We start from the raw sequence: 15,462 nt of genomic DNA, 5'->3' as shown, positions 1-15,462 counted from the left end.
TACTTTCTGTTACCGCTCGACTTGCATGTGTTAGGCCTGCCGCCAGCGTTCAATCTGAGCCATGATCAAACTCTTCAATTAAAAAGTTTTATGTCTTTCGACAGCTCAATGAATTCTGAATTTTTGTTTTTGTTGCCAAAAACGAATTGACTGTGCGTTATTATTTTCACTTTTAAAAAGTGAAATCAAAACAGCTCAAGGCTGAATCTTTTAATAACATATGGTCACTCAGTTTCAATTGAGACTCTAATTTGTTTGCCTCGCTACCTAAGTAGCTTGGCTGTTAGAACTCAATCTGTACGAGTGCCCACACAGATGATTGCTTTATATTGTTAAAGAACGTTTTGAGCCGCTTTAGCGCCTCAAGGGATGCGAATAATACACCCTTTATTTTTCGAGTCAACACTTAGTTTTAAACTTTCTATTTGGAAGATTTAAAACCGAAGTTTTACTTAACTCTCTGAGTAGTTCGTGCCTCGCTATGCGTTGGCGTTTCCTGTCTCAGTGGGGTCGCATTATAGGGAGATTCGAGCGGGGGTCAATGTTTTATTTCAGCTTTTTGATAATTAAATGAATTTAGTATGAAAGCTATACAAATAAAGGGCTGCAGGATACTTTTAGTTTAAAAAACACTCATAATATAAGTATCTATTGATGATGTATTAGTAAGGTTTAAACTAAGCTGTATGTTAAACAAACAACACACAGCTTTATTTAAAATTAAAGATTTATTTAGATGCTATTTCCCATACGGCAATAGAGCCTGATATTTCATTTCCAACAATTAAGAGTGGATTTCCTGTTGCACTTTGCTCTGCTGAAACGAATACCATTCCTTCAGGTGCCAAATCGCCTGTAATATTCGCTCCTTTAATTAAGCCTCTATTATAGAAGTAGTCTTCAAATTGCACATTGTATGGATTAGTAATGTCGTAAACCATAATACCGCCCATACGTTCTAATCCAATAAAAGCAAATGTACGATCGTCAATTTTACCAATAGCCAACGCTTCAGGCTCTGCGCCTTTATCATCTGAACGTGAGTCACCTTTGTTTTCATCTTCATTATTGTTAAATAATTCACCATGCACAGATGCTGTTATACGTGCTATATCGTCACCTGAATCAAAAACCACCAGCCCATTGCTATCCCAAATAGTAAAAGAACGTGCGCCATAGCCGTAAAGCGATTCGTATTGTCCGTCGTTATTGGTATCGCCTTTTATTGTTGTTACTTTTAAGCGACCAATATCATCATCGTCGTTATTTAAGTAATCAAAATTAGCAGCAAGAGTTAAGTCTTCAACGCGGCTTTCATCTATATAAGCTAAGCAGCCATCGTCTTCATCGTAATCAAGTCCGCCCTTTGCTATACAGTCTGCTTCATCCGTTGTATCAAAAAAGTATTCTCTTGCGTCACCTTCGTTGGCAGTGACTATAAAGTTAGCGCCTTTCCAACTAAAGCTTGAGATAGTATCGGGCTGGTACATACCATAGAGCCCTGGGTATGATTTAAAATTAACGCCGCCATCTTTATCTGAGGCATCAAGTTGTAAGCTTGACCACTCTTTAAAGCCTAAGCCCTTTAGCTCAAGACTGTTGTCTTGTAGGTTAACTATTGCAAGTGCATTGTTTTCTTGAATAGATACATAAGCATATTTGTTATCTTTAGAAATGCTAACGTACTCGGGCTCTAAATCCATAGCTACTGTGGTATTTATTAGATTACCGTTAATAGTACGACCATTTGGATTTGCAAAAACGACCCCTTGCGCTTCTAGTTCGGTTTGTTTGTTGTTATAGGCTTTAAAATCAATATTTATTGCTGTATCAGCTATTACATTATTTGTTATATCGATAATACTAATAGAACCTTCAGGATCTACGCTGTAGTCGCCACTTGGTTCACCTTCGTTAGCAACCACTGCCTTTGCGCCATCGTGGGTGAACGTCACCATGTCTGGTAAAAATCCGACTGTAACATTTTTAATAAAGACAGGTGATTCGCCGCTTATATCGTAAAAAGCAATTTGACCTTCATCACCCGTGCTTTCAGCAGCCATTGCAACCGCTAGTAAATTATTGTTTTCATCAATAGCAATGCTGTTTGCATCGCCTTGGGTGTTCTCGTTTAAAGGTAGCGTAATGACCGAGGTTAAGTTAGTGGCGCTTATAACCCCTTCGTTATCTTTAACAAGTGCGGCAGTATCAAAGGTGTCTGCGGGTAAAATATTAACAACAGCGTCATCACCTGAACTGTTAATAGCGTAAATCCATTTTTTAGATGCTTGATATGCAACTATTTCAGCTGCACCTTCTGGGCTTTGTGCATTTAATACACCTCTACCCACAAGGTTAATATTTAATGCTGAATTGGCATTTATACCATTTAACCCATTAATTCCATCTGTGCCTTGTTCTCCCTGTAATCCTTGAGAGCCGTTTTGACCATCGTCACCATCAAGTGAGCAACCAGTAAGAACAGATATAAGTGACAGCGCAATAATTGATTTTTTAAACATGTGATTTTCCTTAGTATTGTATTTGCTAAATATCAACACACAGGCATGACAAGATTATGGCAGTTTTATTTTGATTAGCTTTCGGCAATAAAAAAGCGAGTGTTAAACTCGCTTGCAGCTAAGGAGTAGCTTATTACCCATGAAATCAGCTTTGTAACTAAAAGCTATTAATATGCTCATTACGCCTTTTTCGAGTTTCTTCTATAAACTCTTTTAGCTCATCAACAGAAGGTTCAATACCTTGTTGGTTTTTTTGCTCGAACCAATCGGCTATATCACTGATTATGACAGAGCCACCTTGTAAGCATAACTCATCGTTTTTTAGCCAAACATCAGGCGCTCGAAGTGAGGGTCCGGTGTACCAACTACAATAAGTGTAACCTTTGCTTTTTAAATTAGACTCTATAACAAGATTCGTCGGGATTGATAGAATTAATAAAACAATTAAACCTACAACTGCACTTTTAAATGCATTAATTAAAGTTAACTTTATATCAAACCCCAAAAAACGCTGTAAAGTTGATAAAAACGTTAAAAATAAGCAAGGTAATAATAAAAAAGATAATAGTATGGTGGCTTGCTCTTTGATAAAAAATTGAGGCTGACTAACTAAAAATATAGTTTCCACTTCGGAAAAAAAGTTTAAGGCTATCTTGTAGCACAGTCCCCCACTAACAATTAACAAGAAAAAAACAGATGCTAATTCTTTCATATTTGCAAGAGATAACTTTTTATCTGCTTTTTTCCATTCTAAAAACTTCACAAGTTATAAGACCTAGTTTTTTTAAACATAGGAACTCCAAAGGTTTCATGTAAAAATTCATTTGGATTTTCTTTATATTCGCTATTAATTTTTTGCGCTCCAGCCTTAATTTTAACTACACCACTCTGTATCTTATTTTCAATATTTCTTAACTCATCAGAAAGTACTTTTACATAATCACTGGTATCTGAAAATGCAATTGAAAAAGCCACCCCAACGATTACAACAACCAACAAGGGCACTAATACTGTACCTGCAATTATTGTTGCTAAACCTGCTGATGCTGCTGATGCGACACCTAATATTGTACTAGTAGTCACAATAGCAGCTCCAACTACAGCCATATCCACGGCTACACCTGCCACTAAGTCATGCCATGTTTTTTGATCGTTTAAAAGGTAGTCTGTAGCATGAAATGTCACTGAAATTACTAGAGTGAGCACAAACCCACCCTTCATAGCTTTTGCAGCTTCTAATTTACCGACACCGATAGTAAAAAGTTTGGGGTTACTTGCTAAATAACGAGTACCCGTTAAATGAGCTTTGATACCAGGATAAGAAGACATTATAATAGCAGGGGAACCATTATAAACTTTAATTTTAAACTTACCAAAAACATTACCTTGGCGCTGCATTGCAGCCGCTATAATGGCTAATGCCTTCATATCATCAAATAAAGGGTATAACCCACCCCCTGTCTTTAATGGATCTTTAATTCGTTTCCATTTACTTGATAGTGAATTATGCTCTTCCAGTAACTCATCAAGCCAATCAACCACTTCTGAACGAGATTTACCTTGCTTCATCTTTACAGAAATAATGTATTCTACAAACTCTGCAGAATTCATTTGTATCAGCGTGTGATTGTTACCTGATAGAAGACTTTTAATTTGATTTTGACGTTGCCTTTCGGCAATAGCACGGCGAGCATATGCAGACATAGGAGTTCCTTAAGTGTATTTTTTAATCCGTTAATCATAAGTTTAAATAATAGTCAAAATATAAGCAATAAAAAAGCGAGTATATAACTCGCTTTAAAAAGGTGTTGGCTTATTATTTTTTAACAGGTCGTTTCCAGCCAGTTAAATTACGCTGTTTAGAGCGTGCTATTGCTAATTGGTCATCTTCAACGGTACTGGTGATCACAGAGCCTGCACCAATTGTTGCAGTTGCACCTATATTTACAGGGGCAACGAGTGATGAGTTAGAGCCAATAAAGGCATTATCGCCAATAATAGTTTTTGCTTTATTAACACCATCGTAGTTACAGGTAATAGTGCCTGCACCAATATTTACTTTTTCGCCAATTTCAGCATCACCTAAATAACTTAAGTGGTTGGCTTTAGAGCCTTTACCTAATCGGGTTTTTTTCATCTCTACAAAGTTACCAATGTGCGAGTCTTCTTCCATTACAGCGCCAGGGCGAAGGCGAGCATAAGGGCCCAGCGTACATTTAGCAGCTACGCTTGCATCTTCAATTAGGGTATTAGCCTTTATTACCACGTTATCGCCTATGGTACAGTTTTTAAGTACACAGTTAGGGCCAATTTGTACATTGTTACCAAGGGTTACATCACCTTCAAAGATAACGTTTATATCAACTAATACGTCTTCGCCTGTTTTAACATTGCCACGCACATCTATACGGGCAGGGTCGGCCAGGGTAGCGCCATTTAACATTAACTCTTCTGCTTGCCATGCTTGGTAAGCGCGCTCTAAGCCTGCAAGTTGTACACGGTTATTTGCGCCTTCAACTTCCATTGCATGATCTGGCTGCGCGGAAGTGATCTCTACGCCTTCACTGTGAGCCATTGCAACGATATCTGTTAAGTAGTACTCGCCTTGTGCATTATTGTTAGATAAGTTACCTAACCATGTTTTTAATAGCTTACCGTTAACAGCCATAATGCCTGTATTTACTTCGTTAATAAGTAACTGCTCTGAGCTTGCATCTTTTTGCTCAACAATACCGACTAACTTACCACCAACACGAAGCATGCGACCATAGCCATTTGGGTTTACCAAATTTACCGTTAATACCGCTAAACCATTTTTAGGTGTTGCAGCTAATAAACGCTCTAGAGTTGATTGTTTTGTTAGCGGTACATCGCCGTATAAAATCAATACTGTGTCTTCATCGTTAATATGAGAGTTGGCTTGCGCTACTGCGTGGCCAGTACCGAGTTGTTCTGCTTGAAGTACCCAATTTACATCGTTATCGGCAAGTTGTTGTTGTAATAGATCGCCGCCGTGTCCGTAAACTAAGTTTGTAGTCGTTGCACCTAATGCCATCGCATTATCAATAACGTGCTGTACCATTGGTTTACCTGCAACATTGTGCAAAACTTTAGGTAGAGCAGAGCGCATACGAGTACCTTTACCCGCAGCAAGAATAACAGTTGTTAGAGCCATTAAAACAATTTCCTTTTTCCGTTGTTTTAGCTAAATAAGTATTATGTTTGTGCAGAAGATTACGTAAATCACTTCTTGTGCAGATACTCAGTAGGTTAGTTTATTCGTACTGAATCTTGACTGAAAAACACACTTAATTGGATGACGTTATTGTAGCGAGGATTGGTGAAGGATATAAGTGATAAAGCACAGATAATAGTCTGATAGACCTGTTATTTAACAATTATAAATAAGCGATACACCATGTTTAAATTACAGACACAAAAAAGCCCACATAAAGTGGGCTTTTCAAAACCGGATAGGCTTACTTGTGACGTAATTGCTGAATTACGCGTAACTGAGCAACTGCTTCTGCCAGTCGCGTAGCCGCTTGTTGATAATCAAACTCAACAGCTGACGAATTCGCCATATGTTCTTCAGCTTCACGTTTAGCTTTTTGTACAGAATCTTCATCTAAATCTTCACCACGAACCGCAGTATCTGCAAGAATCGTGATGTGATTTGGTTGAACTTCTAATGTACCGCCAGCAACATATAACACATCTTCGTGACCATATTGCTTAACTAAACGTACCATACCAGGTTTAAGGGCAGTTAGTAGTGGAGCATGACCTAGGTTTACACCCAGCTCGCCTTCACTACCAGATACTTGAATCGATTCAACAAGACCAGAGAACAAGCTCTGCTCTGCGCTTACTACGTCAAGATGTACAGTCATAGCTGTCATACTACCCTCCTAGTTACATGCCTTTGGCTTTTTCTTGAGCTTCTTCGATAGAGCCAACCATGTAAAACGCTTGCTCTGGAAGCTCATCAAACTCGCCGTTTAAAATGCCTTTGAAGCCAGCAATTGTATCTTTCAGTGATACGTATTTACCAGACGCGCCTGTAAACACCTCTGCCACGAAGAATGGCTGAGATAGGAAACGTTGGATTTTACGTGCACGAGATACAAGTTGCTTATCTTCGTCAGAAAGCTCGTCCATACCTAGGATTGCAATGATGTCTTTAAGTTCTTTGTAACGCTGAAGAACTGTTTGAACGCCACGTGCTGTATCGTAGTGCTCTTGACCAATTACTTGTGGGTCAAGTTGACGCGAAGATGAATCAAGTGGATCTACCGCTGGGTAGATACCAAGTGATGCGATATCACGTGAAAGTACTACTGTTGCGTCTAAGTGAGCAAAGGTAGTTGCTGGAGATGGATCCGTTAAATCATCCGCAGGTACGTATACCGCTTGGATTGATGTAATTGAACCAGTCTTAGTTGAAGCGATACGCTCTTGAAGCACACCCATTTCTTCAGCAAGTGTAGGCTGGTAACCTACCGCTGACGGCATACGACCAAGAAGTGCAGATACTTCTGTACCAGCAAGTGTATAACGGTAGATATTATCTACGAAGAAAAGTACATCGCGACCTTCATCACGGAACTTTTCAGCCATAGTAAGACCTGTTAACGCTACGCGTAAACGGTTACCTGGAGGCTCGTTCATCTGACCGTATACAAGCGATACTTTATCAAGTACGTTTGAATCGTTCATCTCATGGTAGAAATCGTTACCCTCACGTGTACGCTCACCAACACCTGCGAATACTGAGTAGCCGCTGTGCTCGATTGCGATGTTACGGATAAGTTCCATCATGTTTACAGTTTTACCAACACCGGCACCACCGAATAAACCAACTTTACCACCTTTGGCAAACGGACATACAAGGTCGATAACCTTGATACCAGTTTCTAAAAGCTCAACTGAACTTGATTGCTCTTCGTATGAAGGCGCTGCACGGTGAATAGACATACGGTCTTCTTCGCCGATTGGACCCGCTTCATCGATTGGCTCACCAAGTACGTTCATGATACGACCAAGTGTTGCTTTACCAACTGGAACTTGAATCGATTCACCTGTATTCATAACTAAAGCACTACGACGTAAACCATCAGTAGTACCCATAGCGATAGTACGCACTACACCGCCACCTAGCTGTTGTTGAACTTCTAAAGTCAAACCAGCTAAATCGCCATCTGTTACTCTTAGTGCGTGGTATACCGCTGGCACGCTATCTTGTGGAAATTCAATATCCACAACGGCGCCGATAATTTGGACGACCTTACCTAAACTCATGTCTATTCCTCTCGTTAATCTTTACCCGAAGCATTAAACTGCTGCTGAGCCAGAACAAATCTCACTAATTTCTTGTGTGATTGCTGCTTGGCGAGCCTTGTTATAAACAAGCTGTAGCTCGTCCATAAGGTCACCTGCGTTATCAGTTGCAGCTTTCATTGCAACCATACGAGCAGCCTGTTCTGAGGCAGCATTTTCTACCACACCTTGGTATGCTTGAGACTCAATAAAGCGTACTAACAAAGACTCTAAAATAGCCTCTGGGTTTGGCTCGTATAAGTAATCCCATGTGTGAGCAGATACTTCTTCTTCAGCTTTTGGCAAAGGGAGTAACTGATCTATAATTGGCTCTTGCTTCATGGTATTAACGAATTTGTTATATACCAAGAATAAACGGTCTATTTTGCCTTCAGAAAATGCATCAAGCATAATTTTTACAGGACCAATAACGTCTTGTACTGAAGGTTTATCTCCTAGGCCCGCTTTTTTAGCGAGTAGTTGACCACCAAAACGTTGAAAGAAGCCTGCTGCCTTACTACCTAAAGTAGCAAATTCAGCATCAACACCTTTCTCTTTCCACGCTTTAACATCAAGTGCAACTTTCTTAAACTCGTTTGAGTTTAAACCGCCACACAGACCACGGTCTGTAGAGATAACAATATAACCAACTCGTTTCACTTCACGTTCTTTTAAGAACGGGTGAGTAAAATCAAGATTTGCTTGAGCAACACGACCAATTACTTCACGTAATTTATTAGCGTATGGACGGCTTGAAGCAACGCGTTCTTGCGCCCTTTTCATTTTAGACGCAGCAACCATTTCCATTGCGCTAGTGATCTTTTGAGTGTTTTTAATACTCCCGATCTTGCTTTTAATCTCTTTTCCGCTGGCCATGACTCTCTCTCCGAATCAAGGTGTGCTTTAGTTTCCTAAAGCGCACCATTAATAACTAAATTACCAAGTTTGCGTAGACTTGAACTTCGTAAGAAGTTCTTTAAGCTGCGCTTCGATCTCGGCATTCAAGTTACCAGTTTCATTGATTTGAGCCACAAGCTCTGCGTATGTGCTAGTTGCATACGAAAGTAAAGCTGCTTCAAAGTCACCGATTTTCGCGATTTCGATGTCTTGAAGGAAGCCTTTTTCAGCAGCAAATAACGACAAAGACATTTCAGCAACAGACATTGGCGCGTACTGTTTCTGCTTCATTAGCTCTGTTACACGCTCACCATGCTCAAGTTGAGCACGAGTTGCATCATCAAGGTCAGACGCGAACTGCGAGAACGCAGCTAATTCACGGTACTGAGCTAGGGCTAGACGAATACCGCCACCTAGTTTCTTAACGATTTTAGTTTGTGCAGCACCACCAACACGCGATACCGAGATACCAGCATTTACTGCCGGACGGATACCTGAGTTGAATAAGTCAGTTTCTAAGAAGATCTGACCATCGGTGATAGAGATAACGTTAGTCGGTACGAACGCAGAAACGTCGCCGCCTTGAGTTTCAATGATTGGCAATGCCGTCAATGAACCAGTTTTACCTTTCACTTCACCATTAGTGAACTTTTCAACGTAATCTGCGTTTACACGCGATGCACGCTCTAAAAGACGAGAGTGAAGGTAGAATACGTCACCTGGGTATGCTTCACGGCCTGGTGGACGCTTAAGTAGTAATGAAATTTGACGGTAAGCAACTGCTTGCTTAGACAAATCATCATATACGATTAATGCGTTTTCACCACGGTCACGGAAGTATTCACCCATAGTACAGCCCGCGAACGGTGCTAAGTACTGAAGTGCCGCAGATTCAGAAGCAGATGCAACAACTACGATAGTATTTGCTAGTGCACCATGCTCTTCTAATTTACGAACTACATTTGCAATAGTAGATGCTTTTTGACCAATCGCAACGTACACACACTTAACGCCTGTGTCTTTTTGATTGATGATTGCATCGATTGCTAGTGCAGTTTTACCTGTTTGACGGTCACCGATGATAAGTTCACGTTGACCACGACCAACTGGAATCATCGCATCGATAGATTTATAACCAGTTTGAACTGGCTCATCTACTGATTTACGCTCGATTACACCTGGTGCAATTTTTTCTACAGGTTCAAACCCGTCGTTATCTAAAGCGCCTTTACCATCGATTGGAGCACCTAGTGTGTTTACAACACGACCAAGTAGACCAGGACCAACAGGAACTTCTAAAATACGACCAGTTGTATATACTTTTACGCCTTCAGTAAGGTCAGCGTACGGACCCATTACTACTGCACCAATTGAGTCGCGCTCAAGGTTTAGTGCGATAGCATAACGGCTGCCAGGAAGCTCAATCATTTCACCTTGCATACAGTCAGCAAGACCGTGGATGCGGATGATACCGTCAGTAACAGATACAATAGTACCTTCGTTACGAGCTTCACTTACAACTTCGAACTTCTCAATACGTTGTTTGATCAGATCTGAAATTTCAGTGGAATTAAGTTGCATGCTCTTTTTCCCAATTACGATTGTAGTGTTGTAGCTAAGCGGCTTAATTTACCGCGAATAGTACCGTCGATTACAGTGTCGCCAGACCTAATAATAAGTCCACCAACCACTGACGCGTCTTCACTACAATTCAGCTTAACTTTGCGTGCGAAACGTTTTTCAAGTGCCGCTACCAATGACTCTTGTTGCGCAGCAACAAGAGGAGTTGCAGAAATCACATCTACTTCGATTTCTTTATCGTATTCTGCTTTAAATTCAGCAAATAACTCAGCAACGTCAGGTAGAGCTGTCAAACGTCCATTTTCAGCCATCACCTTAACTAGGTTCTGACCTTGTTCGTTGAGCTGCTCAGCACAAAGTTGAATAAATAATTCAGCTTGTGCAGTAGCTGTAGGCATACCTGCTAAAGCAGATGATGCTTGTTCATTGCTGGCTACGTGGCCTGCAAAGAACAACATATCATTCCAGCTTTCTAGAGTGCCTTTCTCAACGGCAAGTTCAAAAGCCGCTTTAGCGTATGGGCGAGCGATAGTAGTCAAATTAGACATGCTCATACCCTCCTAATTACAGCTCAGCGACAAGTTTTTCAACGATGTCACTATGTGCGGCTTGATTAATTTCACGCTCTAAAATACGTTCTGCACCAATCACTGCCAGAGTTGCTACTTGCTTACGTAGCTCTTCTGTTATGCGATTACGTTCAGACTCAACTTCAGAGTGCCCTTGAGCAATGATACTTTCACGCTCTTGCTGACCACGAAGTGTTTCTTCGTCAACAATTAGCACTGCACGCTTTTTAGCTTGATCAATGATATCAGCCGCTTGAGCTTTTGCATCTTTAAGCTGTTCAGCAGCTTTCTTTTGCGCAAGTTCTAAGTCTTTTTCGGCTCTATCAGAGGCAGCTAAACCATCTTCGATTTTTTTCTGGCGAGCTTCAATTGCACCGTTCAATGGTGGCCATACGTATTTCATACAAAATAATACGAACACCGTAAACGCAATCAATTCACCGATAAGAGTGGCGTTTAAATTCACAACCGCTCCTCCTTAAATAGTAAGCTGTTCAAAAAATAAAATTAAAGTACGAACAACAATACCATAGCGATACCAACACCAATCATTGCTACAGCATCGATTAGACCAGCAAGAATAAACATCTTAACTTGTAGCGAAGGTGCAAGCTCAGGTTGACGCGCACATGCTTCAAGGAATTTACCGCCCATGTTACCAAAACCGATTGCTGTGCCGATTGCACCAAAACCGATTAGTAAAGCTACTGCGATGTATTTTAAGCCTGTTAATAATTCTAAAGCTTCCATTTATTTCTCCAAAGTTTCAATTGTAAAGTTAAAAGTAAAAGTAAAATTGTAAATCTAAAAATTAGTGATTATCTGAACTTGCCATGCTTAGGTATACGATTGTTAGCATCATAAATACGAATGCTTGCAATACAATTACTAAGATGTGGAATACAGCCCAAACAAAATGCAATGGTAATTGCATAAATCCGATAGCGCCGATCAAGATGAAAATCAATTCACCTGCATATAAGTTACCAAACAGACGTAGCGCTAATGAAAACGGTTTAGAAACCAGCGCAATCAGTTCAAGTAATAAGTTAAACGGGATTAAAAGGATTTGTAGTGCAGTATTATTTGAACTAAACGGGTGAAGTGTTAGTTCTTTAATAAAACCACCGATTCCTTTTATTTTAATTGAGTAGCCTATCATTAAAATAAATACACCCAGCGCTAGCGCTGCAGTCATATTAATGTCAGTCGTTGGTACAATTTTCATGTACACATCGTGTGAATCCATACCAAACGCAGTCTCACCAACAAAACCAGCTAATGCAGGTAAAAAGTCAACCGGTATTAAATCCATTAAGTTCATTAAAAATATCCAAACGAATATTGTTAATGCTAATGGTGCAATAAGCTTGCTTTTACCATGGAAAGTATCACGTACGTTGTCACCAACAAACTCTACTACCATTTCAATGAAACATTGAAATTTTCCAGGTACACCTAGTGTTGATTTTTTAGCGGCACTACGAAAGATCCATAAAAATATAAGACCTAAACCGATAGACCATGCGAGGGTATCTATATGCCATGTCCAGAAACCACTATCCGTACATGCTTTATTGAAGGCGAGACCTGTATCGGTCGAACACATCTTAGCATTGGTCAAATGGTGCTGGATATGGCCAGATAGAGTAACTTCTTCTGCTGCCATGTTATATCCCAAAGTTAATGTTTAAAAAAAACGGGTGCGAACAATCCAGTAAAGAGCGCCAGTATATAAGTACTAAAAAAGGGTAATAAAATTACCGGAAAATGCTTCAGTACTAGCGCAAACAATACAATTGTTAGCATAAATTTTAATCCGTTGCCGCGTTTCAACGAGGCATACGCTTGATTTGCTCGACTTGCACCCATATGTCTGAATGCATAAAGACCAAATACAAAGTGCGGAAGTACTGCGACAACTCCACCAGCGAGTGATGAAAGCGCGGCATTGACTCCCGAACTAAAACAAATAATTACAGCAGCAACTAATGCTACAACACCCTGAAGGCAAATTAACTTTAATACGGCAAGTCGATATGGACTCGCTAACTTATCAGTCACGTTTAGTTAACCTTTATTGCGTTCTAATTGTTAGGGTGTGAAAACTGGCGAAATTATACTTAATCCTGCCAGTTTTGCAACTTGAGTAGACGCTTTGTAACACGAAATAGCTACAAATGTCCCTTTTTAGACATGTAGAAAACTAATGGTGGGTATTGTCTTGATTAATGCGATTTAAAATGCCGTCAAGTTCGTCCAAATTAGTATAAGAAATAACAAGCTTACCTTTGCCTTTTTTGTTGTAATTTATTTCTACTTTGGCACCTAGGTTTTCAGCGAGTTGTTGCTCTAACTGTTTAACATCTGGATCTTTTTCAGCTATTTCTTTAGCTGGCACGGGTTCTAAAATTGAACGAACTAACTTCTCGGTTTCACGAACGGTTAGTGCTTTAGCAACAGCTAAACGAGCAGCATCTGATTGTGCTTCTCCCTCAAGGGCTAATAAACAACGAGCGTGCCCCATTTCAATGTCGCCATGTTCTAACAGAATTTTTACATCACTGTTTAAATTATTTAAACGAAGTAAGTTAGTTACTGTAGTGCGTGATTTGCCAACCGCATCTGCTACTTGTTGATGTGTTAGTTCAAACTCATTGAGTAAGCGATTTAACGCAACCGCTTCTTCCATGGCATTTAAGTCTTCACGTTGAATATTTTCTATTAGCGCAATAGCTACTGCAGCTTCATCTGGTACGTCTTTAATAATACAAGGTACTGTTTCAAGCTTAGCTATTTGCGCTGCACGCCAACGACGCTCACCGGCGATAATTTCAAAACTATTATGTGCAATAGGGCGCACGACTATAGGTTGAATAATACCTTGTGAGCGAATAGAACTAGCAAGCTCTTCTAGTGCCTCTTCGGACATGTCTTTACGAGGTTGATATTTACCAGAGTGTAAAAACTCGATTGGGAGTTTTTGTAATTCACTGTTATTTGGCCCAGCCGCATTTTTTACAGCTTCAGTCACGTTTGATGTGTCTTGTTCCTTGCTTGCGCTCGGTGTAGGCTTTGACGAACTTAAAAGTGCATCGAGTCCTCGGCCTAAACCTCGTTTTTTAGCAGACATGTTATTTTTTTACCTCAAAGTTAGGCGACAACGGACGCTGTTTTTTCTTTTCTACGTAACATTTCACCAGCGAGTGCTAAATATGCTTTAGCGCCACTTGATGCCCGGTCATAATACATAGCAGGTGTACCAAAACTAGGTGCCTCTGCTAAACGAACATTACGCGGGATCACCGTACGGTATACTTTGTCGCCAAAATGTTGTTTTAATTGTTCTGATACGTCATTCGCTAAACGGTTACGCGGATCGTACATAGTACGAAGTATGCCTTCAATTTGTAAGCTAGGGTTTACTAACTTAGCAAGCTGCGTAATCGTATCCATTAATGCGGTTAACCCTTCAAGTGCATAATACTCACACTGCATTGGCACTAAAATAGAATCAGCTGCGGCCATTGCGTTAACAGTTAACATATTTAAAGAGGGTGGACAGTCGATAAAAATAAATTCGTACTGATCCTGAATTTTTTCAAGTGCGTTACGTAAACGCACTTCACGGGCAAATAATTCCATAAGTTTAACTTCTGCAGCGGTTACATCACCGTTTGCAGCAATCATATGGTATTCGCCAGACGTTTCTTTGATAATAACGTCTTCTATAGGTTTATCTTCAATGAGTAAGTCGTAAATAGTTGGTACGTCGCCGTACTTATCTACGCCACTTCCCATAGTCGCATTGCCTTGCGGATCGAGATCAATTAACAGCACTTTACGTTTCGTTGCAGCCATAGACGCAGCGAGGTTAACAGCGGTTGTAGTTTTACCCACTCCACCTTTTTGATTTGCTAATGCGATGACTTTTGCCACAGTGTCTCTGATCCCTAGTCTTTAGAAAGAATAATTAAATGTCGTTGTGCATCTAACTTAGGTACTTCTAATGCAATTTTTTGCTCAAACTTAACGCCAGTAGGTAATGACTCTAGCTCTTCACTAGGGAACACACCTTTAAGCGCTATAAATTTACCCGAATGATCAATTAAGTGCGAACACCAGTCAACCATATCTTGTAATGAAGCAAATGCACGACTGAGTACGCCATCTAATTTAACACTTGGCTGATATTCTTCAACTCTTGACTGAACAGGTGTTACGTTATCAAGGCCAAGCTCATGTTTAACATGCATTAAAAAGCGAACGCGTTTACCTAGACTATCTAGTAACACAAATTGTGTGTTAGGTAATGCAATCGCTAATACAATGCCCGGAAGGCCAGGCCCTGTGCCAACATCAATATAATGATGACCGGGTAAGTGAGGTGCAACAACTAAACTATCCATAATATGCTTAATCATCATTTCTTCAGGTAAGCGTACCGAAGTTAAATTATAAGCTTTATTCCACTTATCTAATAACTCGACGTAACGAACTAGCTGTTGCTGTTGTTTTTCCGTTAGCGCAATATCAGTTTGCGCTAACAATGTAGTTAATTGTTGCTGTAACAC

16 protein-coding genes and 1 rRNA gene are annotated in these 15,462 nt (G+C 40.1%); all 17 read right to left on the bottom strand.

Annotation, left to right across the window (positions count from 1 at the left end):
• Window positions 1–81 (bottom strand): 16S ribosomal RNA (locus H5126_RS19115); the annotation flags it as partial.
• A gap of 647 nt (window positions 82–728) precedes the next feature.
• Window positions 729–2,522: a choice-of-anchor I family protein gene (locus tag H5126_RS19110; protein WP_182721357.1), complete on the bottom strand. Its 1,794-nt coding sequence runs from the start codon at window positions 2,520–2,522 to the stop codon at window positions 729–731.
• A gap of 157 nt (window positions 2,523–2,679) precedes the next feature.
• Entirely contained in the window at window positions 2,680–3,285 is a 606-nt protein-coding gene (locus H5126_RS19105) for a DUF1240 domain-containing protein (RefSeq protein ID WP_024597174.1), read from the bottom strand.
• Entirely contained in the window at window positions 3,282–4,226 is a 945-nt protein-coding gene (locus H5126_RS19100; RefSeq protein ID WP_024597175.1) for a hypothetical protein, read from the bottom strand. The genes H5126_RS19105 and H5126_RS19100 overlap by 4 nt, the downstream gene beginning before the upstream one ends.
• Before the next feature lie 112 nt (window positions 4,227–4,338).
• Window positions 4,339–5,697, bottom strand: coding sequence for a bifunctional UDP-N-acetylglucosamine diphosphorylase/glucosamine-1-phosphate N-acetyltransferase GlmU (gene glmU, locus H5126_RS19095; protein ID WP_182721356.1), 1,359 nt, complete (start codon window positions 5,695–5,697; stop codon window positions 4,339–4,341).
• Between the two features lie 304 nt (window positions 5,698–6,001).
• On the bottom strand, window positions 6,002–6,424 hold the full coding sequence (locus tag H5126_RS19090; RefSeq protein WP_004335277.1) for a F0F1 ATP synthase subunit epsilon: 423 nt from the start codon (window positions 6,422–6,424) through the stop codon (window positions 6,002–6,004).
• 13 nt (window positions 6,425–6,437) lie between these two features.
• Window positions 6,438–7,823 carry a F0F1 ATP synthase subunit beta gene (gene atpD, locus H5126_RS19085; RefSeq protein ID WP_004335274.1) on the bottom strand — a complete coding sequence of 462 codons (1,386 nt, stop codon included), beginning with the start codon at window positions 7,821–7,823 and terminating at the stop codon, window positions 6,438–6,440.
• A 33-nt stretch (window positions 7,824–7,856) separates the two neighbouring features.
• On the bottom strand, window positions 7,857–8,717 hold the full coding sequence (gene atpG, locus H5126_RS19080; RefSeq protein WP_024597176.1) for a F0F1 ATP synthase subunit gamma: 861 nt from the start codon (window positions 8,715–8,717) through the stop codon (window positions 7,857–7,859).
• A 60-nt stretch (window positions 8,718–8,777) separates the two neighbouring features.
• Window positions 8,778–10,319, bottom strand: coding sequence for a F0F1 ATP synthase subunit alpha (atpA, locus tag H5126_RS19075; protein WP_004335270.1), 1,542 nt, complete (start codon window positions 10,317–10,319; stop codon window positions 8,778–8,780).
• 14 nt (window positions 10,320–10,333) lie between these two features.
• Entirely contained in the window at window positions 10,334–10,867 is a 534-nt protein-coding gene (gene atpH, locus H5126_RS19070) for a F0F1 ATP synthase subunit delta (protein WP_004335267.1), read from the bottom strand.
• 16 nt (window positions 10,868–10,883) lie between these two features.
• Entirely contained in the window at window positions 10,884–11,354 is a 471-nt protein-coding gene (gene atpF, locus H5126_RS19065) for a F0F1 ATP synthase subunit B (RefSeq protein ID WP_004335264.1), read from the bottom strand.
• Between the two features lie 41 nt (window positions 11,355–11,395).
• Window positions 11,396–11,638 (bottom strand): F0F1 ATP synthase subunit C, encoded by a 243-nt coding sequence (atpE, locus tag H5126_RS19060; RefSeq protein WP_007585980.1) that lies wholly within the window; start codon window positions 11,636–11,638, stop codon window positions 11,396–11,398.
• 61 nt (window positions 11,639–11,699) lie between these two features.
• Window positions 11,700–12,557 carry a F0F1 ATP synthase subunit A gene (gene atpB / locus H5126_RS19055; RefSeq protein ID WP_024597178.1) on the bottom strand — a complete coding sequence of 286 codons (858 nt, stop codon included), beginning with the start codon at window positions 12,555–12,557 and terminating at the stop codon, window positions 11,700–11,702.
• Window positions 12,558–12,571: 14 nt separating this feature from the next.
• A complete protein-coding gene (locus tag H5126_RS19050) occupies window positions 12,572–12,952 on the bottom strand; it encodes an ATP synthase subunit I (RefSeq protein WP_004335240.1) in 381 nt (126 codons plus the stop codon).
• A 142-nt stretch (window positions 12,953–13,094) separates the two neighbouring features.
• Window positions 13,095–14,021, bottom strand: a complete 927-nt coding sequence (locus tag H5126_RS19045) for a ParB/RepB/Spo0J family partition protein (RefSeq protein WP_154904168.1) — start codon at window positions 14,019–14,021, stop codon at window positions 13,095–13,097.
• Between the two features lie 20 nt (window positions 14,022–14,041).
• A complete protein-coding gene (locus H5126_RS19040) occupies window positions 14,042–14,827 on the bottom strand; it encodes a ParA family protein (protein ID WP_004335235.1) in 786 nt (261 codons plus the stop codon).
• A 14-nt stretch (window positions 14,828–14,841) separates the two neighbouring features.
• Window positions 14,842–15,462, bottom strand: coding sequence for a 16S rRNA (guanine(527)-N(7))-methyltransferase RsmG (gene rsmG / locus H5126_RS19035; protein ID WP_004335232.1), 621 nt, complete (start codon window positions 15,460–15,462; stop codon window positions 14,842–14,844).

The sequence above is a fragment of the Pseudoalteromonas sp. SG45-3 genome, from assembly GCF_014164075.1.
GTDB lineage: Bacteria > Pseudomonadota > Gammaproteobacteria > Enterobacterales > Alteromonadaceae > Pseudoalteromonas > Pseudoalteromonas distincta.
Note: the sequence above shows the minus strand (reverse complement) of the source record. Positions and strands in the feature narration are given on the sequence as shown.